This window comes from Borrelia sp. HM (assembly GCF_019669085.1).
GTDB lineage: Bacteria > Spirochaetota > Spirochaetia > Borreliales > Borreliaceae > Borrelia.
Genome location: NZ_AP024401.1, coordinates 724,887 through 749,948 on the forward strand (window position 1 = coordinate 724,887; position 25,062 = coordinate 749,948).

28 protein-coding genes and 3 tRNA genes are annotated in these 25,062 nt (G+C 27.8%); 28 read left to right on the top strand and 3 right to left on the bottom strand.

All coding sequences use genetic code 11. The features are described from left to right. Positions 1-10 precede the first annotated feature (10 nt). The 6 genes from K5563_RS03400 to K5563_RS03425 are packed head-to-tail and all read left to right on the top strand — an operon-like array spanning position 11 to position 6,290. Entirely contained in the window at positions 11-1,234 is a 1,224-nt protein-coding gene (locus K5563_RS03400) for a hydroxymethylglutaryl-CoA synthase (protein ID WP_221037576.1), read from the top strand. Further along, positions 1,218-2,282, top strand: a complete 1,065-nt coding sequence (fni, locus tag K5563_RS03405; RefSeq protein WP_221037769.1) for a type 2 isopentenyl-diphosphate Delta-isomerase — start codon at positions 1,218-1,220, stop codon at positions 2,280-2,282. Before K5563_RS03400 ends, fni begins: the two co-directional genes overlap by 17 nt. Next, on the top strand, positions 2,272-3,522 hold the full coding sequence (locus K5563_RS03410; RefSeq protein WP_255571086.1) for a hydroxymethylglutaryl-CoA reductase, degradative: 1,251 nt from the start codon (positions 2,272-2,274) through the stop codon (positions 3,520-3,522). The genes fni and K5563_RS03410 overlap by 11 nt, the downstream gene beginning before the upstream one ends. Before the next feature lies 1 nt (position 3,523). Then, positions 3,524-4,462: a diphosphomevalonate decarboxylase gene (mvaD, locus tag K5563_RS03415; protein ID WP_221037578.1), complete on the top strand. Its 939-nt coding sequence runs from the start codon at positions 3,524-3,526 to the stop codon at positions 4,460-4,462. Continuing rightward, positions 4,453-5,406 carry a phosphomevalonate kinase gene (locus K5563_RS03420; RefSeq protein WP_221037579.1) on the top strand — a complete coding sequence of 318 codons (954 nt, stop codon included), beginning with the start codon at positions 4,453-4,455 and terminating at the stop codon, positions 5,404-5,406. Before mvaD ends, K5563_RS03420 begins: the two co-directional genes overlap by 10 nt. After that, a complete protein-coding gene (locus tag K5563_RS03425; protein WP_221037580.1) occupies positions 5,397-6,290 on the top strand; it encodes a mevalonate kinase in 894 nt (297 codons plus the stop codon). The genes K5563_RS03420 and K5563_RS03425 overlap by 10 nt, the downstream gene beginning before the upstream one ends. A 133-nt stretch (positions 6,291-6,423) precedes the next feature. Here K5563_RS03425 and K5563_RS03430 read toward each other — a convergent pair. Beyond that, positions 6,424-6,497 (bottom strand) — tRNA-Val (locus K5563_RS03430). Between the two features lie 52 nt (positions 6,498-6,549). Next, a complete protein-coding gene (locus K5563_RS03435; protein WP_221037581.1) occupies positions 6,550-6,993 on the bottom strand; it encodes a CAP domain-containing protein in 444 nt (147 codons plus the stop codon). Between the two features lie 85 nt (positions 6,994-7,078). On the opposite strand from K5563_RS03435, the gene K5563_RS03440 reads away from it, so the two are divergent. The 16 genes from K5563_RS03440 to rnc all read left to right on the top strand — a co-directional run bounded on the left by K5563_RS03440 (position 7,079) and on the right by rnc (position 18,363). Beyond that, positions 7,079-7,609 (top strand): Dps family protein, encoded by a 531-nt coding sequence (locus K5563_RS03440; protein ID WP_221037582.1) that lies wholly within the window; start codon positions 7,079-7,081, stop codon positions 7,607-7,609. A 113-nt stretch (positions 7,610-7,722) separates the two neighbouring features. Continuing rightward, on the top strand, positions 7,723-9,732 hold the full coding sequence (fusA, locus tag K5563_RS03445; protein WP_221037583.1) for an elongation factor G: 2,010 nt from the start codon (positions 7,723-7,725) through the stop codon (positions 9,730-9,732). A 398-nt stretch (positions 9,733-10,130) separates the two neighbouring features. After that, entirely contained in the window at positions 10,131-11,339 is a 1,209-nt protein-coding gene (locus K5563_RS03450; protein ID WP_221037584.1) for an ROK family protein, read from the top strand. 60 nt (positions 11,340-11,399) lie between these two features. Beyond that, the gene (gene ffh / locus K5563_RS03455) at positions 11,400-12,755 is read left to right on the top strand and encodes a signal recognition particle protein (RefSeq protein ID WP_221037585.1); all 1,356 of its coding nucleotides are present in this window, start codon (positions 11,400-11,402) and stop codon (positions 12,753-12,755) included. After that, the gene (gene rpsP, locus K5563_RS03460; RefSeq protein WP_221037586.1) at positions 12,752-12,997 is read left to right on the top strand and encodes a 30S ribosomal protein S16; all 246 of its coding nucleotides are present in this window, start codon (positions 12,752-12,754) and stop codon (positions 12,995-12,997) included. The genes ffh and rpsP overlap by 4 nt, the downstream gene beginning before the upstream one ends. Positions 12,998-13,012: 15 nt before the next feature. Next, positions 13,013-13,261: a KH domain-containing protein gene (locus K5563_RS03465; protein WP_152300445.1), complete on the top strand. Its 249-nt coding sequence runs from the start codon at positions 13,013-13,015 to the stop codon at positions 13,259-13,261. Positions 13,262-13,264: 3 nt separating this feature from the next. After that, the gene (rimM, locus tag K5563_RS03470; protein WP_221037587.1) at positions 13,265-13,765 is read left to right on the top strand and encodes a ribosome maturation factor RimM; all 501 of its coding nucleotides are present in this window, start codon (positions 13,265-13,267) and stop codon (positions 13,763-13,765) included. Next, positions 13,762-14,481, top strand: a complete 720-nt coding sequence (gene trmD / locus K5563_RS03475; protein ID WP_221037588.1) for a tRNA (guanosine(37)-N1)-methyltransferase TrmD — start codon at positions 13,762-13,764, stop codon at positions 14,479-14,481. Before rimM ends, trmD begins: the two co-directional genes overlap by 4 nt. Further along, positions 14,459-14,821 (top strand): 50S ribosomal protein L19, encoded by a 363-nt coding sequence (gene rplS / locus K5563_RS03480; protein WP_221037589.1) that lies wholly within the window; start codon positions 14,459-14,461, stop codon positions 14,819-14,821. Before trmD ends, rplS begins: the two co-directional genes overlap by 23 nt. Beyond that, positions 14,799-15,632: a hypothetical protein gene (locus K5563_RS03485; protein ID WP_221037590.1), complete on the top strand. Its 834-nt coding sequence runs from the start codon at positions 14,799-14,801 to the stop codon at positions 15,630-15,632. The genes rplS and K5563_RS03485 overlap by 23 nt, the downstream gene beginning before the upstream one ends. Next, positions 15,629-15,889, top strand: coding sequence for an EscU/YscU/HrcU family type III secretion system export apparatus switch protein (locus tag K5563_RS03490; RefSeq protein WP_221037591.1), 261 nt, complete (start codon positions 15,629-15,631; stop codon positions 15,887-15,889). Before K5563_RS03485 ends, K5563_RS03490 begins: the two co-directional genes overlap by 4 nt. Before the next feature lie 201 nt (positions 15,890-16,090). Continuing rightward, entirely contained in the window at positions 16,091-16,633 is a 543-nt protein-coding gene (locus K5563_RS03495) for a hypothetical protein (RefSeq protein WP_221037592.1), read from the top strand. Between the two features lie 2 nt (positions 16,634-16,635). After that, the gene (gene coaD / locus K5563_RS03500; RefSeq protein ID WP_221037593.1) at positions 16,636-17,133 is read left to right on the top strand and encodes a pantetheine-phosphate adenylyltransferase; all 498 of its coding nucleotides are present in this window, start codon (positions 16,636-16,638) and stop codon (positions 17,131-17,133) included. Between the two features lie 50 nt (positions 17,134-17,183). Beyond that, positions 17,184-17,366 (top strand): 50S ribosomal protein L32, encoded by a 183-nt coding sequence (gene rpmF, locus K5563_RS03505; RefSeq protein WP_221037594.1) that lies wholly within the window; start codon positions 17,184-17,186, stop codon positions 17,364-17,366. Between the two features lie 22 nt (positions 17,367-17,388). Beyond that, the gene (gene acpP / locus K5563_RS03510; protein WP_025400008.1) at positions 17,389-17,631 is read left to right on the top strand and encodes an acyl carrier protein; all 243 of its coding nucleotides are present in this window, start codon (positions 17,389-17,391) and stop codon (positions 17,629-17,631) included. Then, on the top strand, positions 17,632-18,363 hold the full coding sequence (gene rnc / locus K5563_RS03515; protein ID WP_221037595.1) for a ribonuclease III: 732 nt from the start codon (positions 17,632-17,634) through the stop codon (positions 18,361-18,363). Here rnc and K5563_RS03520 read toward each other — a convergent pair. Further along, on the bottom strand, positions 18,335-19,561 hold the full coding sequence (locus K5563_RS03520; RefSeq protein ID WP_221037596.1) for a polynucleotide adenylyltransferase: 1,227 nt from the start codon (positions 19,559-19,561) through the stop codon (positions 18,335-18,337). The two genes, rnc and K5563_RS03520, sit on opposite strands and share 29 nt — an antisense overlap. Before the next feature lie 132 nt (positions 19,562-19,693). Here K5563_RS03520 and K5563_RS03525 point away from each other — a divergent pair, with 132 nt between their 5' ends. From K5563_RS03525 to dnaG, 6 genes are all read left to right on the top strand, one after another. Beyond that, positions 19,694-21,469, top strand: coding sequence for a DUF5312 domain-containing protein (locus tag K5563_RS03525; protein ID WP_221037597.1), 1,776 nt, complete (start codon positions 19,694-19,696; stop codon positions 21,467-21,469). A 6-nt stretch (positions 21,470-21,475) separates the two neighbouring features. Further along, a complete protein-coding gene (locus tag K5563_RS03530) occupies positions 21,476-21,793 on the top strand; it encodes a hypothetical protein (RefSeq protein WP_221037598.1) in 318 nt (105 codons plus the stop codon). 81 nt (positions 21,794-21,874) lie between these two features. Then, positions 21,875-21,949: transfer RNA gene (locus tag K5563_RS03535), tRNA-Thr, on the top strand. A gap of 5 nt (positions 21,950-21,954) precedes the next feature. Continuing rightward, positions 21,955-22,036 (top strand) — tRNA-Tyr (locus tag K5563_RS03540). A 206-nt stretch (positions 22,037-22,242) separates the two neighbouring features. Further along, entirely contained in the window at positions 22,243-23,277 is a 1,035-nt protein-coding gene (gene mltG / locus K5563_RS03545; RefSeq protein ID WP_221037599.1) for an endolytic transglycosylase MltG, read from the top strand. Between the two features lie 7 nt (positions 23,278-23,284). Then, complete coding sequence (gene dnaG / locus K5563_RS03550; RefSeq protein WP_221037600.1) at positions 23,285-25,060, top strand: DNA primase; 1,776 nt, start codon at positions 23,285-23,287, stop codon at positions 25,058-25,060. The last annotated feature ends 2 nt before the right edge of the window (positions 25,061-25,062 follow it).

A 25,062-nucleotide genomic window follows, 5' to 3' on the forward strand; every position in this document is an offset into this window, starting at 1 on the left:
AGAGAGGTTAATGAAGGTAGGTATTAGTGATATTAGAGTGTTTTTACCTTTAAATTGTTTAGATTTACGTGTTCTTTTAGAAAATTCTTTATATAATTCTGATGAAAATTTTTTTAGGAAATTTAATAGAGCAATTGAGGCAACGCTTCAAAAATCATTTAGATTTACAAATCCACATGAGGATAGCGTTACAATGGCTAGTTCTGCTGTTAAATTGATTTTTGATAATAATGATCTTAAATTAGATAAGATGAGGGTATTTTTAGGGGGAACTGAAACGGGGGTAGACTATGCAAAATCAATTTCATCTTATGTTTATGGTGCTTTGAAGCTAGCTGGTATTGATTTAAAAAATAATTTTTTGAATTTCCAAACTCAGCATGCATGTGCAGGTTCTGTACTTGCTTTGCACAGTGCTGCAAGTATTTTGAGCCATTTGAATAACTCTGAGTATGGAATAGTATTTTCTAGTGATATTGCACATTATAATAATCTAACTACAGCAGAGATTACTCAAGGAGCTGGAGCAACAGCAGTGCTTATTGAACAAAATCCAAAGGTTGTGTCTATCAATTTATCTGAATTTGGGGTTTACACTGATAATGTTGATGATTTTTTTAGACCCCTTGGAAGTATTGAGGCTAAAGTAAAGGGACGATATTCTATTGAATGTTATAATAAAGCTTATGAAGAGGCTTTATTAAATTTTGCATATAAGAAAAATATCAGTATTAAAGATTTATTTTCTAAATATAGGTTTATTTTACATGTGCCTTTTGCAAAAATGCCTATAGATTCAATGCATTATGTTTTAAAGAAGTATTATAGTGAAGAAGAATCTGAGTGTAATGCTTATTTAGAATCTATAGATTTTTATGATTCTGTTGAAGCTGTTAAGGGTGTAGGAAATTTGTATACAGGTTCAATATTTTTATCTTTAATGTCATATTTAAAACGAGTGTTTGCAAAAAAAGATATTAGTGGAGATAAGATACTTTTTTGTTCTTATGGTTCTGGTAATATTATGGTTATTTATGAGCTTACAGTTGAAGATGGTGCTCAGTCTGTTGTTAAAACTTGGGATATTGATAAAATACTCTCAGTAAAACATGATGCAAGTTATGATGAGTATATAGATTTTTTTGAAAATAAGATTATTCCTGGTGAATCTGAAGGATTTTATTTAAAAGAAATCAGAGAGGATGGATACCGAATTTATGGGTATCGAGTCTAATATATTAGATAATAAGAAACGGCAGATTGAAATTTGTTTAAATAAAGAGGATGTTAGTAGAAGTGGTAATCTTTTAAATTATGTTAATTTAAAACATGATGCACTTAGTGAGCTTGATTTTGATGAAATAGATACTGGAGAGAGTTTATTTGGTTATAATATTTCTATGCCTATTTTTATCTCATCCATGACAGGAGGTATTAGGGAGGGTAATAAGCTCAATATAGCTCTTGTTAAGATTGCAAATGATTTAAGAATTCCAATGGGTTTGGGTTCTTTTAAGCTTGTATTTAAATATCCTGAATATATTAAAGATTTTGCCTTAAGGAAATATGCTGATAATATACCTTTATTCTCAAATATTGGTGTTATTCAATTAAGGGAGTTTGGGATTTCTGAAATAATTGAGATGAATAAGAAATTTGAAGTTGATGCTATAATTGTTCATTTAAATTCAGGTCAGGAATTAATGAATTCAAAAGGTGAGAGAAACTTTAAAGGAATTAAGGACTCGATTGCTAAACTTTGCTCTGCATCGAATTTGCCAGTCATTGTTAAAGAAACAGGATTTGGAATTTCTCCTGATATTGTTATTAGTTTACTAAAACTTGGGGTTTCCTATGTTGATCTGGCTGGGAGTGGAGGAACTAACTGGGTGTTAGTTGAAGGAATTAAAGAAGAGAATTTGGATATTGCATCTTGTTTTTCTAATTGGGGAATATCATCGGTTTTAACATTGCTTACTATTAAGGATTATTTGAAAAGTAAGATTTTTACATCAGGAGGATATGACACTGGAATTGATATTGCTAAAGGAATTGCTCTTGGTGCTAAGTTGGTAGGTGTTGCATCAGCCATCCTTAGGGCTTTTTATACAGGTGGTGAAGTTGCTTTATATAAGCTTTTCAAAGATTATGAATATGTTTTAAAGATGGCTATGCTTTTAAGTAATAGTAAGAATTTGGAACAGTTTAGGGTTAATAAATATTTTTTAAATTATCCATTATTATTTAATGTTAAGAGCTTTAAAAAGTTTTATGAGGCTTAGTAAAAATTTTAGAAATAAAAGTATTTTAGAAAAAAAGCGAGAAATAAAGAATCTTTTAAAATTGAATTCTTTTGATTTTTTTTATGATTCTGTTAATGAAGATTTTCTTTCTTTTATGATAGAAAATTATGTTGGTTATTTATCTTTGCCTATTGGCATTGTAAAGAATTTAAAAATAAATAATAAGTATTATGTTATACCCATTGCTACAGAAGAACCATCAGTGATTGCTGCATTAAATTTTGCAGCTAAGATTCTTGAAAATGCTGATTTAAATTATTCTTTGGGTGAAGTTTTAGGTATTGCTCAAGTTTATATAAAGACAAAGGAAGATTTGAGTTGTATACTTCTTGGTCTTTTTGAAAAAATTGATATTTGGTCAAAACCTCTTTTGCATAATATGGAACTTAGGGGTGGTGGGCTTAGAAGAATTTCAACTAAATTTATTAAGGAAATTGGTATTCAAAAGTTAAATATCTATGTAGATGTTTGTGATGTTATGGGTTCAAATTTGTTGAACGCAGTAGCTGAACGAATATCTTATTATATTACTATGGAATTTGGATATGAGTGTGTTTTAAAAATTCTAAGCAATGATTCAAATGATTTTGTTTTAAAAGCCAATTTTAAATTAAATGTTAATTATTTGCTTAAAGATAGTAAAGAATCGTTAGTTTTAGCTCACAATATTGCTCTTATTTCTAGAATAGGATTTTTTGAGGAAGAACGTGCTGTTACTAACAATAAAGGTATTATGAATGGTATAACAGGTGTATGTATTGCCACACTTAATGATACAAGGGCACTTGAAGCATGTATACATAAATTTGCATCAAAAAGTGGAAGGTATTTACCCCTTAGTAAATTTTATGTATCTGATGATAATTTGATTGGAGAGATTGAACTTCCTTTACAGGTTGGCATTAAAGGAGGTTCAACTAGTACTCATGAAGCAGCTATATTGAGTTTTAAAATTATGGGCATTAATTGTAAGAGAGAATTTATGGGTATTCTGTCTTGTGTTGGACTTGCAAGTAATTTTGCGGCTTTAAGAGCACTTGCTCTTGATGGAATTCAAAAAGGACATATGAAATTGCATGTTAAGAAGATTTTATATCTTCTTGAAAGAGATTATAATCTTTCTGAGTATGAAATTGGAGAAATAGAGTTAAAGATGAGTAATAGTGGTATTTATTCTCTTGATTATGCTCTTAAAGTTTTAAAAGGTTTGAGAGTTTAATGTGAAGGTTCGATGTAAGGTAAATCCTAGCTTAGCATTAATTAAATATTGGGGCAAGAAAGATAGGTTTTTAAATATTCCAGGTACTTCTAGTATTGCTGTTAGTATTGACAAGTTTTATTCAGTAAGTGAGCTTGAACTCTCATGTAAGGATGAAATAATTTTAAATTCAAAGCCAGTTGTATTAAAAGATAGAGAAATAAAATTTTTTAATTATGCAAGAAAAATTCTAAATAATCCAAATGTTTATTTTAAGGTAATTAGTACAAATAATTTTCCAACAGCTGCAGGACTTGCAAGTTCAAGTTCTGGTTTTGCATCTATTGCTGCTTGCATTTTAAAATATTTTAATAAATATTCTAATCAAAAGGCTTCAGAGCTTGCAAGAATAGGATCAGCTTCAGCATCAAGGGCTATTTATGGTGGATTTACCTTTTTAAAAGAAGGAGCTAAAAGTGCATTTCAGGCAAATAATTTCAATTATTTTAATGATTTATACATAATATTTGCTATAGTTGACAATCAAGAAAAAGAAATATCATCAAGAATTGCTATGGAGATTTGTAAACAGGAAAGGTTTTATTGGGATGCTTGGGTTAAGTCTAGTCGGAATATATTCAAGCAAGCTTTATATTTTTTTTTAAAAGGAGATTTCAATGCATTTGGTCTTCAGGTTGTAAAGAGTTACCAGTGCATGTTTGCTTTAATGTTATCATCTTCTATTATTTATTTTAAAAGTCGTACTATAGAATTAATAAAATATGTTTCTGAACTTAGAAGTAAGGGCATCCTTGTTTTTGAAACTATGGATGCAGGGCCACAGGTTAAGATTTTATGTTTAAAGAGGGATTTGGAATTTATTTTAACTAAACTTACTCAAAATTTTAGAGATGTTAATTTTGTTGTCTCAAGGATTGGAAGTGGTTTGGAATGGATATAATTAATTTTTCAGTGCCTGGTAATTTGCTTTTAATGGGAGAATATTCTATTTTAGAAGAGAATGGCCTTGGGCTTGCAATTGCAATCAAAGAGAGAGCTTATTTTACTTTTAAAAAAAGTGATACTTGGCGTTTTTTTTCTAAAAAAAGTGAAATTGATAATTTTACTTTAATAGAAAATAATGATGATTTTGTTTTTAAAATGTTTAGGTATTTAAAACAGAGATATTTTACTAATTTAGAAGATTTTTCCTTTGATGTTTATATTGATACAAGTAATTTTTTTTTTAATAATGGTGTAAAGAAAGGATTTGGTTCAAGTGCTGTTGTTGCTGTTGGTATTTCATGTGGAATTTTTTTAGTTTTGAATAATAAGAGTTCTTTTGTTAAAGATCAAATTTTTATATATTGTTTAGAAGCTTATCGGTATGCTCAAGGAGGTATGGGCAGTGGATATGATATAGCTACAAGTCTTTTTGGTGGTGTTATTAGGCTTAAGGGAGGAGACTCTCCTATGTATGAGCTCTTGGAAAAAATGTGTTTTAGTGATTTCTACCTAATGAAAGGTCCCAAGTCAGTTAAGACCACTAATTCAATTGTTATGTATTACAAAAATAGGGATTTATTAGTAAATTTTATAAGAGATGTTAATATAAAAATGGAGCAAATTGTTTTGAATGCTAGTAATTCTTTTGATTGTTTGCTTGTTAGTTTAAAATTAGCAAAGGAAATAGGATTAGAAATTGGGAAAAGGATAGGTGTTTCTGCTGATTTGCCCTTAAATATTGCGTATCTTGAACAAGAATGTTTGTTAATTAAAGCTTTAGGTGCTGGAAATGAAACTTTTTTAATCTATAAACCAAATTTTAAAGTTTTTAAACAATTTAATATTAAACCGATAGAGTTAGATTTAGAAGGTGTTAAATTTTGCGATAGATGTTTATAATAAAAAAACCCTCTAAAATATTGTTTTTAGGCGAACATAGTGCTGTTTATGGTTTTCCAGTTATTGGTACTACAATGCCTCTTTATATGCAGCTAGTTTATACTTTTTCTGATTCTTGGAGATATTTAGGAGTGCCTTCTTCTAAAATAGATGAAATAATTCATTTTATTAATATTAACTTTGATAAGGTTAAGCCCATTGAATTTTTAATATTTTCACAGATTCCAGTTGGATTGGGTTTTGGATCTTCTGCTAGTCTTAGTTTATGCTTTGCTGAGTATATTATAAGTCATGATGAATATAAAACTTATGATAAAATTGTGTTGGCACGTGAAATTGAGAATATTTTTCATGGTAGTTCTTCTGGTATGGATATTTTATTAATTGAGTTAGGTGGAACTTTTTATTTAGAAAAAAAAAATGATGTTTTCAATTTTAAAAAAATTGAACCTTGTAATTTTCATTTCTTAATTGGGGCAATTAAGAGGGAATGTATAGTAAGTGAAATAATATCTGATTTAAATCATAGGTTATCTCTTGATAATAGTCAATTTGCCATTATTGAAAAGCTTGGTTATATTGTTAGAAATTCTTGTGTTGCTTTTGATAAACAAAATGTTAATTTATTGGCATATAATATGGGTGTTGCGAATAATTATTTAAAGTCTTTAGGTTTGTCCTCAGATACTCTTGATTATATAATAAGAAGAAGCCTAAAATTTAAGGCTCTTGCTGGTAAATTTAGTGGTGCTGGTAGGGGTGGAGCTTTCATTTTGCTTTTTAGAGATAATCATGATGCTAGTTTGTGTTTGAGAGAATTAAGTAAAGATTTAGATAAAAATAATATTGAATTGACTTATAAGCTTCAAATATTTAAATTTTAATTATTCTTTATTCAGATTTAAATTTTACTAATTAAGTAAAAAACCATTTTATACTTTTGATTTTCCTAATTAAAAACCGAGTGATTTAAGATATATTTCATTAAGAGGACCAAACAATCCAATAGAATAACTTTGGGTTCAGAGGGACTCGAACCCCCGACATCCTGCTTGTAAGGCAGGCGCTCTGACCAGCTGAGCTATGAACCCTTTTAACACTGAGGACAATTATATAAAATAAATTTAACTTATGTCAATTTATTTAAAATTTTTCTCCAAAAAGAACCACAAATATATTTTTATTATCTTGAGTTTTTAATACGTATCCACCCATTTTACTTGTATCTTTGTTTAAAAGAGCTTTTTTGTGTCCTGGACTTTTAAGCCAGGCATATATTACGTCTTCGACATCCAAACCTGATGCTAAAATTTCCCTTATTATGGAAAAATCTTGATCGTATTTTTTTACTCTTTGCATAGGAGTTGTTCCAAAGAGTGTATGTGTTAATACTTTATTTGTATTAAGACTTATTGCATATTCTTTTGCTACTCTTGCAAGAGTAGTATCTATTTCTAGTTTTTTCAATTTGAAATCAGCTCTTAACTTGTGAATTGATGAGTAAAGAAATTCTAAGTCTTCACTTATGCCTAAAAGTGTGCATTGACTTGTAAAAATTAAAATAAAGAGAATAAATTTCTTTTGCATAATGATCCTACTTATAATATAATGTCATTATAACACGTATTTAATTGTTTTGATTAATAACATAATAGAATAATAGGAGAATGATATGGCAAATCATTTAAGTTATTTGAAAAAAGATGATTTGGATAAAATAAACTTAAAACTTCAAGATTTATTGGCAGGACTTCATGTTTTTTATGCTAATTTAAGAGGTATTCATTGGAATATAAAAGATATTAATTTTTTTGTAATTCATAAAAAAACCGAAAATCTTTATGATTATGTTGGAGAAGTTATTGATATTCTAGCTGAGCGATCCAGAGCACTTGGTTATGATTCTGAATTTAGATGTTCTGAATTTATGAAGACATCTTTTATTAAGGAAATTACTTTAGAGACTTCTTCAAATTTGTTATCTTCAATTAACAATATTATTTGTGATCTTAATGACATTCTTAAGAATATATGTGAAACCAGGTGTTTTATTGATAGTACATCTGATTATGGTACTGCTAATATCTTAGATGATATTATTGTTTCTTTTGAAAAGTATTTATGGATGTATAGATCATTATTAACTGATTGTAGGTGCTTATGTAATAAGAAAAAATGTTGTGATAAAAATGTTAATTTATAATATGATATAAAAAGAATTTTAAGATTAATTTTATATGTGTTAATTATAGAATTATATTCTAGTTGAAACAAGCTATAGCAAGATCTATAGCTTTTATAATGTTTGAGGACTTTATGAAAATTAGGAATATTGGGATCATGGCGCATATTGATGCCGGAAAGACTACCACTACAGAAAGGATTATATATTATACTGGTAAAACTCATAAAATAGGTGATGTTGATTCTGGCAATACTGTTACTGATTGGATGACTCAAGAACAAGACAGAGGTATTACAATTAGTTCTGCTGCTATTACTTGTTATTGGCGGGACCATCAGATCAACATTATTGATACTCCTGGGCATGTTGATTTTACAGCTGAAGTTGAGAGATCTCTTCGTGTTCTTGATGGAGGCATTATCATTTTTAGCGCTGTTGATGGGATTCAGGCACAAACTGAAACTGTTTGGAAACAGGCATCAAAATATGGTATTCCAAGACTTGCTTATATTAATAAAATGGATCGTATGGGGGCTGATTTTCTCAAAGTAGTTGAGGGTATAAAAAATAAATTTGGTATAGTGCCAATAGTCTTACAAATACCAATTGGAAGTGAGAGTAGCTTTGAAGGGGTTATAGATATTATTCGCAATAAAGAGTTGCATTTTGAATTTAAAGATGGCAAACCTATTGTTCTTGAAGAAGCAGTGCGTGAAGAATTTGTTGAAAATGTTAAAATTTTTAGAGAAAATTTAATAGATTCTATTAGTAATTTTAGTGAAAGAATTACAGAACTTTTTCTTGAAAATTCTATCATTGATAATCATATTATAGTAGAAGAAATTAGAAGATGTACTATTAGTGGTTTGATTGTTCCTGTTTTGGTGGGAACTAGCCTGAAGAATATTGGTATAGAGCCTTTAATAGATGCAATTGTAGATTATCTTCCAAGTCCTTTTGAAAAAAAGTTTAATGCCTATTCTGCAAAAACAGATAGAAGTATATCAATTGATCCTAAGAATGAGCAAAATTTATCTGCACTTGTTTTTAAAGTTCAATATTTTAGTGCAATTGCTGCACATCTTTATTTTGTTAGAGTGTATTCAGGAGAACTTAATTCATCTAAAAGGGTTCTTAATGTTGTTAAGAACAAGCGTGAAAAATTTACAAGGATTTTTAGAGTTTTTTCAAATAAAAGTGAGCAGATAGATGAAATTAAAGCAGGAGATATTGGAGCAGTTATTGGACTTAAATATTCTGTAACGGGAGACACACTTGTAGAAGAAGGTCATGATATTATACTTGAACCTTTAATATTTCCAGAACCAGTTGTATCAATATCTATTGAGCCAGAAAGAGCATCAGATGATACTAGACTTAAAGAAGTTCTTGAGATCATTGCCAAAGAAGACCCTACTTTTAGCTATAAAGAAAGCAAAGAAACAGGTCAATTATTGGTTTCTGGAATGGGTGAATTACACCTTGAAATTATTATCACTAGGATTAAAGATGAATTTAAACTTAATGTGTATACGGGTAAGCCTCAAGTAAGCTATAGGGAAAGTGTAAATTTAAAAATTGAGGATGTGTTTGAATTTGTTAATATTTTTGCGGGTAAAGAAATTAATCTAAAAATTGGTATGATTATTAGTCCTTTACTAAGAGGTGAAGGCAATAAAATTGAGTTTGAGTGTAGTGTTGATTCTTTATTTAAAGCAGCAATATTAAGAGGTATTACTTCTGCCTTATCAACTGGTATTATTGGATATCCAATCATTGATGTAGGAATTAAGATCGTTTCATTGGATTTTGATAAGGGTAAGATTAATGAATTTGCAATTGAGTCGGTATCGGGTCTTGCTTTTAATGAATTTTTTAAAAGAGCACATCCCATTAAGCTTGAGCCAATAATGATGTTAGAAATTAGAACTCCAATTGAGTATACTGGAGAAGTAGTTTCTACATTGAATTCTGTTGGTGGAATAATTCATTCCATTACTAATATTGAAGATTATGAGATAATAAAAGCTGAAGCAGCTTTTGAAAAACTTTTTGGGTATACTTCTGTGTTAAGAAGCTCTACTAAAGGTAGGGGAGATTTTACTATGGAATTTTCATATTTTAAGGAAAAGCATGATTAATTGTTATTCAATTTGTTTATTTTATTATGGAATCATTTTAGCTTTTAGTAAATTTTTTGACTTTGTTATTTAATAGGTTTTTCGTTTCAAGATATCCTTTTGGTATTTGATTATTTATGATTAATTAGTTTAAAATGCCATATTTGTTGGTTTGCATTTGTTTTTTCCTATTTTTAAATTTTTAGCACTGTTTTTTGATTATCTAGATTTTAACTTTTTATAAAGTTTGTATTTTAATATTTGATTGCATTATTTCAAGGTTGAAAATATAAGATATTTTTTGTTATTAAAAAAGATTCTTTTGTCTTGTAAGTGCTACTAGAATATTAGTGTGATTTTTTGATATGATGTCTTATTATGAATATTTTTTTATTTTAAAAATAAAGGAGGTTGTTGTTATGCAGGGTGAGAACATGGTTTCAATTAGAGGTAGTAATAGAAAAAAGATACTCCTTAGTTTGAAAAATATGCAGTATTCAAGAACTGATCTAGCTCGTAAATTGTCATTGACAAATGCAGCGGTTACGATTCTTACTAATCATATGATTAAGGAAAATATTTTAGTTGAAGTTGGTTCAAAAGAATCGGATGTTAAAAAGCATGGGCGCAAAGAAATACTTCTTGATATTAATAAAGATTTTGCATATTCAATGGGAGTAATTATTTCAAGTAATTATTTCCAAATAGGAATTGCAAACCTTAAATGTGAAGTTTTAATAAGTGAAACTTATTCCTTTGAACCACCAGTTAGTGCTTATGAAATATTAGAAAAAATTAAGGATCATATGATTGAAATTATCTGGAAGCATAATTTTTCAAGGGATAAATTTATTGGATTAGGATTTAGTATTACTGGTATAATTAAGGACAAGGAATCTGGAATTGTTAATGATAGTCATGGTACATGGATTGAAAAAGATGTTCCTGTTAAGGCTATATTAGAGGAATATTTTTCACTTACAGTGTATCTTGAAAGCTATGTTAAGAACCTTTCACTTGCTGAATTTATGGGAAAGAACATAGATAATATCATGTTTTTTGATTATACAGATACTGCTGAGCTTTCTATTTGGTCTGGTGGTAATGTTTATCCTGGATTTAATAATAAATCTGGTATGGTTAGTCATATGGTAATTGATTATGGAGGTGAGAAAAATTGTCCTACATGTGGAAATAAGGGTTGTGTTAATATGTTAATATCTAATTTTGCATTGCAGCGTTTGATTTATAAAGAATTTATGAATGGTGAGATTTCTGAACTTTATGACAAATACGAAGGTAGACTTAAAAAAGTTACTATATATGATATTTTTGCTTTGCATGATAAATATGAATTTATACAGAAAATAATGGAAGATACGGTAAGATATTTGGCAATAGTGATTGTTAATATTCAAAGAGTTCTTGATTTTAATTATTTAGTGCTTTATGGACAAAGTTTTAAACTCAAGAGTTTTTTTGAATTGTTGAAAGATGAAATCAAGCGATTCAATAAAGAAAAGATAGTATTAAAGCTTAGTTCTTTAGATACTGAAGTATCTGTTGTTGGTCCTGCTTCTAGTGTGATATTTAATAAATTTTATTTGACCGGAGGAGATATTGATTAATATTTTCTTTTTTTGTATTGTATATTTTGTAGAATTTTTTACAAATGAAGGTGATTTTTAGTGTTTGAGAGTTTAGGTTCAGGTTTTAAAGATTTTATCAAGTATATATCTGGAAAATCTGTAATAAGTGAAAAGAATATTGAAGAAGCTGTTGACACTATTAAGAATACTTTAATTGAAGCTGATGTTAATTTAAGTGTTGTAAGACGTTTTGTAAATTCTGTTGTTGAGGAAGCCAAGGGGATTAAAGTTTTAAGAAATGTTGATCCTAAATCTCAGTTTATTAAGATTGTCAATGATAAGCTTGTAAGTTTTTTAGGAGATAAGCATTCTAATCTTATTTTACATCCAGTTAATAAATTATCATGCATTTTGATGCTTGGTCTTCAAGGTTCTGGAAAAACGACAACCTGTATAAAACTTGCAAGGCGACTTAAATTAGAAAATAGAAGAGTTCTTCTTGTTGCTGCAGATACTTTTAGAGCAGCAGCAGTTGAACAATTAAGAGTTCTAGGTGTGCAAATTGGCGTTTCTGTTTTTACTCTTGAGGGTGAAAGCAATCCTATTAATGTTGTAAAAAAATCCATTGAATATGCGAATAAAACAGAACTTTTTGATACAGTGATAGTAGATACTAGAGGGCGTCTTGAAGTTGAAGATTTATTATTAAAAGAGATTAAAGATATTAAAGATATATTAAAGCCTACTGAGACAATATTGGTAGCAGATGCAATTACAGGACAAGTTGCTGTAAATGTTGCAAGGGAATTTAATGACAGGGTTGGAATTACAGGTGTAATTTTTACAAAATTTGATTCTGATGCTAAAGGTGGTGCAATACTATCACTTAAGACTATTTGTGGTGCTCCCATTAAATTTGTTGGAATTGGAGAAAAGCCTGAAGATCTTGATATTTTTTATCCAGATAGGGTTGCTTCGCGAATTCTTGGCATGGGAGACATTGTTAGCCTTGTTGAGAAAGCCCAAGTTGTTATAGATAAAGAAGAAGCTTTAAAACTTGAAGAGAAATTTAAAAAAGCTAACTTTAATTTTGAAGATTATTTAAATCAATTTAAGTATATGCGTAGTATGGGTGGTGTTTCTAGTTTGATAGGAATGCTTCCTGGTATTTCTTCATCAGAAATGCTACTTCGTAATATTAATGAAAAGGAACTTAAAAGAGAAGAGGCGATCATTCTTTCTATGACTAAAAAAGAAAGATTAAATCCTGTCATTTTAAATAGTCCTTCAAGAAAAAAAAGAATAGCTTTGGGAAGTGGAACGACAATTTTTGAAGTAAATAAACTTATTAAAAAGTTTACTCAAGTAGTTTTAATGATGAAAAAAATGAAAAATAAGAGCTTTCAAAACAAGATAGCATCTCTTTTGGGAGGTAAAGGAGGAATGGTAAATTGAGTGTTAGAATAAGATTAAAAAGGATGGGGGCAAAAAAGAGGCCTTATTATCGAATTGTGGTAATGGATTCTACTTCGCCTAGAGATGGACGAGCTATTGAAGAGCTTGGGTATTATCATCCTATTGAAAGCCAAAATCAAATTAAAATAAATGAAGAAAAATTTAAGGATTGGATATGCAAAGGAGCTATTCCAAGTGATACGGTTAAGAAAATTGTGAATAAAAATAATTTTAAAATTTAGAGTTAGGAGGACTTAATGAAAGAGTACGGCAATGAAATTGAGCTTATAGAATTTGTAGTAAAATCTCTTGTGGATAAAAGGGATGAGGTTAAGTTAAATGTAGTTGAAGGTGAGAAGTCAACTATTTTGGAATTAAGAGTTTCAGCAAATGATGTTGGCAAGATAATTGGGAAAAGGGGACGCATTGCAAGGGCTATTAGAACGCTTCTTAGTGCTTGTGCTGCAAAAACAAATAGGAGAGTTCAGTTAGAAATTTTGGACTAATTGATGTTTATAAAGGGCATAATATTGTCATCTTATGGAGTGAATGGATATGCTAAGATCAAAAGCATATCCAATGATTTGAATGATTTTTTTGCTTTAAAAGGTCATCAATTGATTTTAAAAAAAGAAAGTTGTTCTTCTATTGAGGTTAAGGTTGAAAATGTATCTTTAATCAATAATTCATTGTTAGTAAAGTTTGAAGAATTTAATGCTCCTGAACCAATTAAGGATTTGGTGGGTTTTGAGTTATGGGTAAATGATAAGTTTGCGTCTAAATTAGAAGAGGATGAGTATTATTTTGGTGAGCTTATTGGATATAAGCTTGTTAATAGTGGAAAAGAGCTAGGTGTTGTTGTGTCTTTTTCAGAATGTAGTAAGTCAATTCTTCTTGAAGTTAAAGCTAGAAATAAGTCGTTTTTTATTCCTTTTTTAGGTGTTTATCTAGGAGATGTTGATAGAGTATTGAAGACTATTGAACTTAAGGTATTAGAACTGTTAGAATGAAAATTACGATTCTCTCTTTATTCCCTTCAATACTTACTCCATTTTTTAAAAATTCAATAATGAAAAAGGTTGTAGATAGAGGCATCATAAGTTATGAAATTATATCTATTCGTGACTTTTCTGATGATAGATATAAAAGGTGTGATGATGCTCCTTATGGTGGAGGTGCAGGGATGGTTTTAAAGGCTCAACCTATTTCTGCTGCTCTTGATTATGTGAACTCAAAAGTAAAAACCACGATATTTGTAAGTCCATCTGGGGTTAAGTATACTCAAAAATTGGCTTATGACTTGTCAAAGAAGAGTGAACTTGTTATAATTTGTGGAAGATATGAAGGGCTTGATCAACGTATAATTGATTTGTACGTTGATTTTGAAATTTCAGTTGGAGATTATGTATTATCTTCAGGTGAAGTTGCTGCTCTTGTTATAATAGATAGTGTATATAGATTATTAGATGATGTAATAAGTCCAAGTTCCTTGATTGAGGAATCTTTTAATTTTGGATGTGGCTTGCTTGAGTATCCTCATTATACTAGGCCTTATGAATTTAAAGGATTAAAAGTTCCTGATGTGCTTCTTTCAGGCCATCATGAAGAAATAAGGAAATGGCGATTTGTTAAATCTGTTGAGCAAACAAAAAAAAATAGATATGATTTATACCTTGAATATTTGGAAAAGAGAGGAGAAAATGATGGATTTAATAAGAAAAATTGAGGCTGACGGAAAGAGAGCAGAAAGCTTTAATTTTAGGGTAGGAGATACTGTTTGTGTTAATTATAAGATAATTGAAGGAACTAATGAGAGATTTCAAAATTTTGAGGGTCTTGTTATATCTATTCAAAATAAGGGCATTGGACAAACTTTTTTAGTGAGAAAAATTTCTTCAGGAATTGGTGTTGAAAAAATTTTTCCAATGCATTCACCTATTATAGAGAAAGTTAAAGTTTTAAAGCGAGGTAAGGTAAGAAAAGCCAAACTCTATTATATGAGAAATAGAATTGGTAAAGCTGCGATGAAGGTGAAGGAACGTCTTGAGATTAAAAATCCTAAATGATGTTCAACCATATAAATGTGATTTTGGGTTAGTAAAGCCTTCTTTAAGTGGGCAATTAGAAGTTGTTAGATCTATTGGTATTAATAAGTGGCTTGTATCTTTTGTAGGTAGATATTTTGAAGTAGATAGTTGTTTACCTTTAAAGGTTGGATTTAAGTATCCTTCTAGGATGATGAAGACTTCAAAGAGTTTTTTAATTAGTATTAATTATGAATCTGTATTTGAAAATTTAGATTTATTTAAAAGCGGTAATAAGCTTATAATTAAGCGTAATGGTGATTTTATAGGTCAAAATATTAAAAAGTTATTCAGTGATATTTATGACAATGTAAAGGATGGATTTGTTTTAAAGTTTCTTTTGGCTTTGCATGAGCAAAACATAACAAAACAAGATTTTATGAAAATTTATAATTATTTTAGCAGTGAAGTTGAAAGAAAGGAGTGGAATGCCAAGTTACCAATTTTTATTGAAAATGGTTATAATTTTATTATTTCAATTCCCTTTAGATTTTTAGATAGTTCTGGTTTGTTATTCTTATTTTCAAATAAAAATTTAAAAATAATTTATAAGTGGAGTTTTATTTATTTTTTTAATAAAAGTGAAAAGATTATTTGTGAAATTAATAATGCTGGTTTTAATTATAAATTAAGGATATATTCAGATTTTAATTTAGATACTGTGATTGAAAAACTAAAAAGCTCTCTTTTTGATTATAATATAATTGATATACAAATCTTAGATTCAATGCAAGAGCTTTCTGATTTTGATTGTGAAATAAGAGTAGTTAAGAGCGTTAATTATACAGTATGAAGAAAGAAGAATTAGCTTTATTAATTAAATATGACACTAAATTTCCAGCTCCTTTTATTCTAGCTAAGGCTAAGGGAGAGAGAGCTTTACTTATAAAAGAGCTTGCTAAGCAAGAAAATATTCCTATTGTTGAAGATAAATATTTATCCGAGAATTTATTTTCAATTAATGAGGGCGATTTTATTGATTCTAAGTATTTTAAAGTAATTGCATATATTTTATCTATTGTATATAAGTTTAAAAATAATAAGTTATAAATCGCTAGGTAAATTAAAAATTGAGCTAAGAGAATCTTTTGCTTAAAAATATTTATTAAGAAATGATCATAAGATGATAGGTAAAGTTATTATAGTTTATTTTGATAATTAAATTCCTTTTGGAAAGGCAGTTTTTTTGACTTTATTGGAATTTAGAGGTATAAGATGTTATTATATTTCATATAATTTAAGGAGGTAGCATTGAAGTATGCTCAAAATAAAGTTGTTGCCACTGATTTGCGAAAAAACACCGGTATTCCTTATTGGAAAAGGAAAAGATTAAGAAATGATCTTAAAAAACAGAATGGTACATCTTTAAATACCGATGATCATAAATCTGTTGACATTAACTTTGGAAAACGAATTGATTATAAGGTGAATAGTCAAAAAGATTTTATTAAAGAGCGAAGAGTATCTCATTTTAAGATTAAAGAGATATGTCCTGTTTGTTTAAAACAAATTAAATATGTTGCATCTTGTATGTCTATGAAGTTTGATAATGAGGACAAGCCTATACATTTTGATTGTGCAATTGATAAGTTAAAGTCTGAGAATAACTTTTGTAATAATGAAAGTTTAGTGTATGGGGGTGTTGGAAAATTTTTTGTTGTTGATAAATCTACTAGAGGCAATAATTTAGCTTTTAAAATACTTAAAGAGATTAATTTTGAAAATTTAGATAATAATCCTAGTTGGAGAGAAAAAATCCTTCAAAATATTAATAAAGGATTTAAATTATATTGATTATGCGAGTAGCATTGTTTCCTGGTTCATTTGATCCTATTACTTTGGGACATATTGATTTAGTTAAGAGGGCCTCATTGATTTTTGATAAGATTATTGTTCTTGTTGCTAATAATACTATTAAAAATTATTTGCTTAGTAGTTTTGAAAGATATGAACTTACTTGTGAAGTTATTTCATCTTTAGGATTGCAAAATATTTTTGTGGATAGATATGATGGGATTATTTCAGATTATATTTTAAAGAATAATATTGGTTTTATTGTAAGAGGTATTAGGGCTTTTCGTGATTTTGAGTTTGAATTTGAAAGATATATTGCAAATAGCAAGTTTAATCCTTATGTAGACACAGTATTCTTACCAAGTAGTGATAAATATCTATTTGTAAGATCAGATATTGTTAAGGAATTAATTAAGAATAAAAATTTTGATCTCTTAAACTTTATTCCAGAATTAGTGCAAAAAAAGTTAAAATACAAATTTATTGACAAATTATCTTAATAATATATATATTATTAAGATAAATTTGTTTATTTTAAGGAGACAAAGGGATGGCTGTTCCTAAATTTAAGCCTTCAAAGTCTAGAAGTAGGACAAGGCGTAGTGTAAATATGAGAAAAAAGGTACCTCAGCTTCAAGAATGTTCAAATTGTGGTATTCTTGTAATAAGGCACAGAATATGTGGAAAGTGTGGTTATTATAGAAATAGTCAGTACTTAGAAGTAGAACTGTAGTTTGAACGAGGGATGTTTATTTATGGATCAAAGTGAGATTTTTAAAAAAGTTAGGTCTATTATATCTGAGCAATTAGATAAAAAAGAAGATGAAATTACTATGGAATCTAGATTTGTTGAAGATCTTGGTGCAGACAGTCTTGATATTTATGAACTTTTATATTTGCTTGAGGAAGCTTTTGATGATAAAATTCCAGAAAATGAAGCTAGTGAGTTTGAGACTATAGGTGATGTTGTTGCTTTCATTGAGAAAAAAAAGGGTTAAATGGGTTCTTTTATAATGAAGCTAGATAAAGATCGTAAAAAAAAACTAGATGGATTCTTAATGAATTTGCATATTGATTTTAATAATATTGATTTGTTGAATATGTCTTTTATTCATTCATCGTATGCTAATGAATTTGATCAAGGATATGCTAATAATGAAAGATTAGAGTTTTTAGGAGATTCTGTTCTTAATCTTATTATTACAGATTATTTATATAAATTTTATCCTGATAAGAGTGAGGGTGAACTTAGTAAGGCCAGATCTTATATTGTTAGTGAAGAGTCTCTATCTAGTATTGCTCGGGAGCTTAATCTTGGCAACTATCTCTTGCTTGGTAGAGGTGAGGAAAGTAATGATGGGCGTAATAAGAAAGGTATTCTTGCAGATGCTGTTGAAGCTTTTGTTGGTGCTCTTTATCTTGATGGTGGCTTTTTAAAAGTATCTGCTTTCGTGGTGGAACTTTTTGAAGTTCATATAAGGTTAATGTTCAATCGTGGTGATTTTAAAGACTATAAGAGTCTTCTTCAAGAGTATGTTCAAAAAAAGTATAAGATTTCACCAAGTTATAAGTTAGTTAAAGAATTGGGACCTGATCATAATAAAATTTTTTGTGTTGAACTTTATGTTAATGATAAATTTATATCAAATGGCAAAGGCAAATCGAAAAAAGAAGCTGAAATGATTGCTGCTGAGATGGCACTTAAAAATATTGTAAATATTGCTCTTTAATTTTTTTGATTAGAGTTTCTTTTTGGTTAAGTGTGGGATTAATTAATACTTCTCTTAGTAAATTATTTAAAATTTTTCCAATATTTCTATTGTCTGTTAGTTTGAGATTTTTAATATCATTGCCATTGATTTTTAGTTCTCTTAAAGATAAGGGATTTTTGAGCATTTTTTTTCTTTTTATGTTGTTTATTATAAATTGGAGTTTATTGTTTTTTCCTTTAAGAGCTTTGTATATATCAAATATTTCCTTATGATTTTCTCTGGTAGCTTTGCTTAGTAATATTCTAACATTACTTAAGTTTTTCATTTTTAAATTGTTAATTTCATCAATAATAACTCTGTAAAGTGTTATTAGTTTTATATCTTTGTTTGAAAATTTAAGTAATTTTAACTTTTCTCTTAAACTTTGTATATCTTTTTTTATTGTAAGAATAACTATTGCTTTTAAATAGTAGAATTGATTTTTATTTAAAAGATTAATTCTATTTTTTAATTTTTTGTTTATTTCTATATTGAAAAAATATTTGAAGAAATTTACTTTTTGTAAATAGTTAATTCCCTTTATTGGATTTTGTCCTTCCAAAAGCTTGATGAATTCATTATTTATTCTTTCTTTTGACAAAAGCAATATGTTTTCTTTTTTATATTTCATAGACACCAATGTATTTTGATCAATTGTAAAGTTAAGAGTAGATGCAAATCTTGCAGCTCTAAGTATTCTAAGAGCGTCTTCTTCAAATCTTTTATTTGGTTCTCCTATACATTTGATTTTCTTTTTATTGAGATCTCTTTTGCCATTATAGTAGTCTATTAGTTTGCAGGTAAGTATATTCATTGCAATTGAGTTTATTGTAAAATCTCTTCTTTTTAGATCTTCAATTAAGCTTTTTGTAAATTTTATTTTTTTAGGTGATCTTTTATTTTCATAGTCTATGTCTATTCTATAAGTTGTAATTTCAAAAATTTTTTTGTTAAAAATTATACTTATTGTACCGTGTTTTATTCCTGTTTGCATGTTGTTTGGAAAAAGTCGCATTATTTCTTTTGGAGTTGCATTTGTTGTAAAGTCAAAATCATAAGGTATCTTTTTAAGAATCAAGTCTCTTAGAGCACCTCCTACTAAGAAAAATTCATAGTTGTGATTATTAAATATTTTACTAATCTTTAATATATCTTTAGCATTAGTGCCTAGGTTCATATAGAATTATATTATAGTTAAAATATTATTTTTTATAAGATCGTAAAAAAAATTTTAGTTTATTATTAAAATGTCATAAAATAATACTTATCTGGTTTATATTTAATGTTTATAAATTATAAATGGGGTTTTATGAATAAGATTAATGTTAATATATATGATTCTATTGACAAACTTTCAAAAGATTTGAAGGTTAAATTATTAAGGGAAATTAAAAAGAGTTTAAGCTTAAATTCTTCAGTATTATCTACAAATAATTCTACTAATTATTTAGATGCATATTCTTCCGTTCAGATTGATGATTTTTTATCTAAAAAATTTATGGAAGAATCGTTTTTTCTAAAGATATGGATCTATATTTTAAATCTCTTTCAAAGAAGTAAGTCTAAAGAGGATATTTATAAAATTCATATTTTAAAAAAATTAGAAACCCATGTTAATAATATTTATAAAAATCCTGTTATAGATTTTAAGAAAGGATATTTACGTGTAGGTTTTATAGAAATGTTTTTTGAATTTTATTGCCATTTAATGGAGCTTAAAGAATATTTCAAGATGTTAGAGGATAATAATGTTATTGAACAAGCAATGTTTGAAGTTATTCAGAGTAAGATTCCAAATTTCAAGTGTAAAATAAAAGATTTTTTAGACCCTGAGATATATGAGCAATTCTTAAAAAAAGAGAAAAGTCAAGAAAACTTGGAAGAAATCATTAAAATAAATATTAGTTCTTATGTGGATTCAATTCCTTCACAACTTTATAAAGTTGTAGAAGACATGTTTGAATTTTTTTATATTCTAAATAGTATTGTATTTTTTCCTTACAAATCTTTTTTTTCTTTTTTTAATGTGGATCTTTTAGATGATTTAAAGAATTTTGATGATATTGTTAATTTTGATAGGACAGTCAGTACCAGTTTTGCAAGTATTGATAAGTATTTTAAGTGTTTTTTTGAGCTTTTATATACATTAAGAGAGATTGAGGTAAATGAAGAAATTTTAAAAATTATTATTAAAAATTATTTTTTAATAATAAAGTCAAATGAGGATTCTATTTTGAGTGAAGAAAAGCTTTTAAAAATTGATGCTATGTTTAAAAGCATTTTGGGCATTATTTTAAAGATTATTAATTTAGCAAAAACTTTGCCTTATTTAGATGTTTTTAAAATTTATTATGAAAATCCAGTTTTGACACCTAAGAAGTATGTTCCTTATTTTGATGTAAAAAGCTTTTATGAGAATATTTTATTGTTAAATGTTAGTAGTCAGCTTGTTAAAGAGCATGATAATGCCTTAGAAATGCTTATGAATCAAGAAATGAAAAGCCTAATTAAAAATTATAGTGTTATTTTTAATTTACATAGCGTAATTTTTAAAGGGATAGAACTTGAATATTCAAGTTTTAAAAAACTTTACTTTATTAATGAATTTTTTAAAGATATTTATGATGTCAAAATGATAGAAATATTGAAAACAATAAATAATGTAGTACTTGTAAATAATTCTGATTTAAGGAACGTATATGTTAAGCTTGAGAGAAATATCAGTGCTCTTAAGAAAGAAGTTTATGATTTTTATATTGAGGTTAATTATAAAAATGAGGAATATGAAAAATGTATCAAGTTGGATAATGGTGGTGATTATTACAGGGAAAAAATTTTGGCATGGTGTTTAAAGCAGACAAATGTTATTAAAAAATTAGTTTTTAATTTTACAAAATATTTTCTTGATCTTAAAGAAAAATATATTGCCCTTTTAGAAAATAATAACACTTTTATACAAAGTGCTCTTAATATTTCTCATAAATTATCTCCAGAGAGTAGTTCAAGGATTAGTTTGGGTTATGTTATTAGTAGTAACATATTGTTTGTAATTAAGCGTGCTCTTTTTATACTTGAAAATTTATAGATTATTATGAAAGGTTTTAAGATAAATGATTTAAGGTTATTTTCAATTTTTATTAGAATTTTAGTGTTAATTTTTTTTCTTAATTCTTTACTTAGTTTATTTTTATTTTTGGCTGGTGCTTATAATGTTTTTATGTATTCTTTTCAAAAATTTTCACTTGAATGTGCAATTCTATTAAGTGCTTTTGCTTTTGGACTTGAATCTACTAGATTAATATTTTTTTATATATTTTTAAGAAAGAAGATCAAAAATTATATAATTTTAATTTTTAGCTTTATTATTTGTTTTTTATCTTTTTTTATAAAAATTTTTCTTTCTTTTTGAATATAATTTTATTTATTTTTATATTTTCTATTGACTAATATATGGTATTTTTATAAACTAACCATTGTCTTTGTTATGTGTGCCGACTTAGCTCAGTTGGTCTAGAGCGGCGGTCTTGTAAACCGCAGGTCGTCGGTTCAAATCCGACAGTCGGCTTTTTAGGGGCGGTACCGAAGTGGTTAACCGGGGCAGACTGTAAATCTGTTGGCATTGCCTACGTGGGTTCGAATCCCACCCTCCCCAATTTAAGGTGTAATTTTTATAGATATTATACTAGATTTTTTTTTGGACTTGTTGAGTGTTTATAAGTATTGTAAAATTCATTATGACCAAGTCTTAATTTAATATTTGTAGATTGTGTTTTTAGGGATAATGTGTTTTTTCATTTTTATTTGGTTAAAGGCATAAAAGTTTAATTTGCTTTTTGTTAAAAGAGATTTTAAAGTCTTATGGCACTAAAAAAAATTTTCATTTCCCTTTTTATTGTATTTATTACTTTTTCTGTTTTATTGTTTTACCTATGTTTTTTAAACTCTTCTTCTTTGCAAGCTGAATTAATATATGAATTTGAAGTTCAAAAAGGGTGGGGAGTAAAAAGAATTGCTTGGGAGCTTAAACAGAAAGGATTAATTAGATCTGATAAATTATTGGTAGCTATTTCTTATTTTTTTGGTAGTGATAAAAATTTTAAGGAAGGTAGGTATTTAATTAATGGTAATTGTTCAACTTTTGATGTATATAAAGAGTTATTAAAAGGTAGGCCTATATTTGCTATTAATATTACCATACCTGAAGGATATACTGGTAGAAGAATAGCGTTGAAGTTAAATGAGTCAGGTATTATTAATGATGATCAAAGTTTCATGGATTTAATAAACGATACTGAATTTATTAATAATCTTGGACTTAGTTATGATTCTCTTGAAGGTTTTTTGTTTCCAGATACTTATAAATTTTATAAGGATATGGAAATAAAGAAAATAATTCAAATTTTTGTTTCGAATTTTTTTAGCAAACTTAGTTCTATTGGCATAGATCATAAGTCTTATTCTAATGAAGAGTTTTATAATAAAGTAATTATTGCATCTATTGTAGAGCGTGAATATAGGGTTATCAGTGAAGCACCAATAATTGCGTCTGTTTTTTATAATAGGATAAATTCTAATATGGCATTACAATCTTGTGCTACAATTGAATATATTATTACTGAGAAATTAAAAAAACCTCACCCTGAAAGAATTTATTTTTCAGATTTAGAGATTAAGTCTAGATATAATACCTATATTAATAAAGGTTATCCCCCAGGTCCAATTTCAAATGCCGGAATTATATCTTTAAAAGCAGCCTTTTTTCCAGAGAATACAAATTATTTATTTTTTGTTATCAAAGATCCTAATGTTGGAACTCATAATTTTTCATCAGCTTATAGTGACCATATTGTAGCTGTAGATACTTATATTCGTAATTTTGTTGCTAAGGAATAAAAGGAATATGGAATATTCTAATTTTATAGATTTGATTAAAAAAAGAGTTGACATTGTAGAATTAATAGGCGAGCGTGTTAGCTTGGTTAGGGCCGGTGTATCTTATAAGGGGCTTTGTCCTTTTCATGCTGAAAAAACACCTTCTTTTTCTATAACTCCTTCTCAAGGACTTTTTTATTGTTTTGGATGTAAAAAAGGAGGGAATGTCATAAATTTTTTAATGGATATTGAAAAGATTGATTATAATTCTGCTGTTAAAGCTTTGTGTAGTAGGATAGGGATTGTATATGATGATATTAAGAAAACTATAAAAATTAAGGGTGAAGATCCTAATAAGTCAATAATTTCAACAATATATGATTTAAACTCTAAATTGATTAATACCTTTTTATTTTTTTTTAATAATAATCAGGGAGTTTTAAATTATATTCTCAATGTAAGAGGGATATCAAGAGAGGTTATCAATTTATTTAGCATTGGTTATTTACAAAGAGACGTTTCAAATAAGTTTAATTTTTATGATTTTTTGAGCTCAAGAGGATATTCTGATGAAATATTAAGTAAGAGTGGTTTATTTTCAAGAAAAAAACAAAAATTTTCGATTTTATCTGGAAGATTAATTTTTCCAATCAGAGATTTTAAAGGAAACGTAGTAGGATTTGGAGGTAGGAATATATGTGAAAATCATGGGCCTAAATATATTAATTTAAGTGAAACAGAGGTTTTTAAAAAGAGAGAATTGCTTTATGGATTTTATGAAGGTTTTTCTGTAATTAAGGAAAGTAGATCTGTAATATTGACAGAAGGTTATATAGATGTTCTTGCTTTTTTTACAGCTGGTGTGAAAATTGCTGTTTCTACACTTGGTACAGCTTTTTCAAGGGAGCATCTTGCTTTAATTAGAAGATATACAGATAGGATAATAATATGTTTTGACGATGATGCTGCTGGACTTTTAGCTACTTTTAAAGCCTATCAGCTTTGTTTACCCTTTGATGTTGATGTAAGTGTAATTGGAATGGATTATGGATTTGATCCTGCAGATGTTTTAAAGAAAAAAGGTGTACCTGCTTTAAAAAATATGATTGATCATACTTGTGAGGCTTTTGAATATCTTTTAGAAAAATATTCCAGTAAATATGATTTAAGTAAAACATCAGATTTAAATAGTATGATTGGTTTGTTTATCAATTTGATAAGTTTATCAAGTACTAATACGCAAAGGGAGCTTCTTTTATCAAAGCTTGAGAGTAGAGTAGGTGTTAAATTAGAAACTTTAAGAGAAGATTACTATAATATTAGAGAAAAGAGTGCGATTGAAGTTTATAAAAGAAATGCATATTCCCATGAGATAAACACCTATGAGAGATATTTAGTAGTGGCCTTATTGAAAGACTTTAATTATTTTACTATAATAAGGCGTAATATTATTGACAGCGACTTATATGATGTTGATGTAAAAAAAATTTTTGTGTGTTTTGAAATCCTATTTGAGAATAGTGAGAATGTTTCATTAACTTGTTTAAAAGATTTATTAAAAAATAAGTATGGTTTTTGTAATGAAGTTTTTTTAGAAAATATGCTAAGAGTAGAGTTTGATGTGGATTATGAGATGGTTAAGCAAATTTTATTTGCAATTAAAAAAAGAAAGGTAGAGAAACGAATTTCTTTTTTTAAGGAAATGAATAAGGATGATTTTTTAATAGATGCTAAGACACAAATTAGAGAATTAATGTTTTTAAATATGCAGAGAGAGTGCTTGAGGATATATTTGAATGAATAGTA

Excerpts from the sequence above, each read along its gene's own strand:
- rnc (WP_221037595.1), top strand. The coding sequence starts at position 17,632 with ATGGGTTCTTTTATAATGAAGCTAGATAAAGATCGTAAAAAAAAACTA.
- mltG (WP_221037599.1), top strand. The coding sequence starts at position 22,243 with ATGGCACTAAAAAAAATTTTCATTTCCCTTTTTATTGTATTTATTACT.
- K5563_RS03400 (WP_221037576.1), top strand. The coding sequence starts at position 11 with ATGAAGGTAGGTATTAGTGATATTAGAGTGTTTTTACCTTTAAATTGT.
- acpP (WP_025400008.1), top strand. The coding sequence starts at position 17,389 with ATGGATCAAAGTGAGATTTTTAAAAAAGTTAGGTCTATTATATCTGAG.
- K5563_RS03410 (WP_255571086.1), top strand. The coding sequence starts at position 2,272 with ATGAGGCTTAGTAAAAATTTTAGAAATAAAAGTATTTTAGAAAAAAAG.
- K5563_RS03525 (WP_221037597.1), top strand. The coding sequence starts at position 19,694 with ATGAATAAGATTAATGTTAATATATATGATTCTATTGACAAACTTTCA.
- fusA (WP_221037583.1), top strand. The coding sequence starts at position 7,723 with ATGAAAATTAGGAATATTGGGATCATGGCGCATATTGATGCCGGAAAG.
- K5563_RS03450 (WP_221037584.1), top strand. The coding sequence starts at position 10,131 with ATGCAGGGTGAGAACATGGTTTCAATTAGAGGTAGTAATAGAAAAAAG.
- K5563_RS03425 (WP_221037580.1), top strand. The coding sequence starts at position 5,397 with ATGTTTATAATAAAAAAACCCTCTAAAATATTGTTTTTAGGCGAACAT.
- fni (WP_221037769.1), top strand. The coding sequence starts at position 1,218 with ATGGGTATCGAGTCTAATATATTAGATAATAAGAAACGGCAGATTGAA.
- K5563_RS03440 (WP_221037582.1), top strand. The coding sequence starts at position 7,079 with ATGGCAAATCATTTAAGTTATTTGAAAAAAGATGATTTGGATAAAATA.
- rpmF (WP_221037594.1), top strand. The coding sequence starts at position 17,184 with ATGGCTGTTCCTAAATTTAAGCCTTCAAAGTCTAGAAGTAGGACAAGG.
- K5563_RS03530 (WP_221037598.1), top strand. The coding sequence starts at position 21,476 with ATGAAAGGTTTTAAGATAAATGATTTAAGGTTATTTTCAATTTTTATT.
- K5563_RS03490 (WP_221037591.1), top strand. The coding sequence starts at position 15,629 with ATGAAGAAAGAAGAATTAGCTTTATTAATTAAATATGACACTAAATTT.
- trmD (WP_221037588.1), top strand. The coding sequence starts at position 13,762 with ATGAAAATTACGATTCTCTCTTTATTCCCTTCAATACTTACTCCATTT.
- K5563_RS03465 (WP_152300445.1), top strand. The coding sequence starts at position 13,013 with ATGAAAGAGTACGGCAATGAAATTGAGCTTATAGAATTTGTAGTAAAA.
- dnaG (WP_221037600.1), top strand. The coding sequence starts at position 23,285 with ATGGAATATTCTAATTTTATAGATTTGATTAAAAAAAGAGTTGACATT.
- rimM (WP_221037587.1), top strand. The coding sequence starts at position 13,265 with ATGTTTATAAAGGGCATAATATTGTCATCTTATGGAGTGAATGGATAT.
- rplS (WP_221037589.1), top strand. The coding sequence starts at position 14,459 with ATGGATTTAATAAGAAAAATTGAGGCTGACGGAAAGAGAGCAGAAAGC.
- coaD (WP_221037593.1), top strand. The coding sequence starts at position 16,636 with ATGCGAGTAGCATTGTTTCCTGGTTCATTTGATCCTATTACTTTGGGA.
- K5563_RS03520 (WP_221037596.1), bottom strand. The coding sequence starts at position 19,561 with ATGAACCTAGGCACTAATGCTAAAGATATATTAAAGATTAGTAAAATA.
- K5563_RS03435 (WP_221037581.1), bottom strand. The coding sequence starts at position 6,993 with ATGCAAAAGAAATTTATTCTCTTTATTTTAATTTTTACAAGTCAATGC.
- K5563_RS03420 (WP_221037579.1), top strand. The coding sequence starts at position 4,453 with ATGGATATAATTAATTTTTCAGTGCCTGGTAATTTGCTTTTAATGGGA.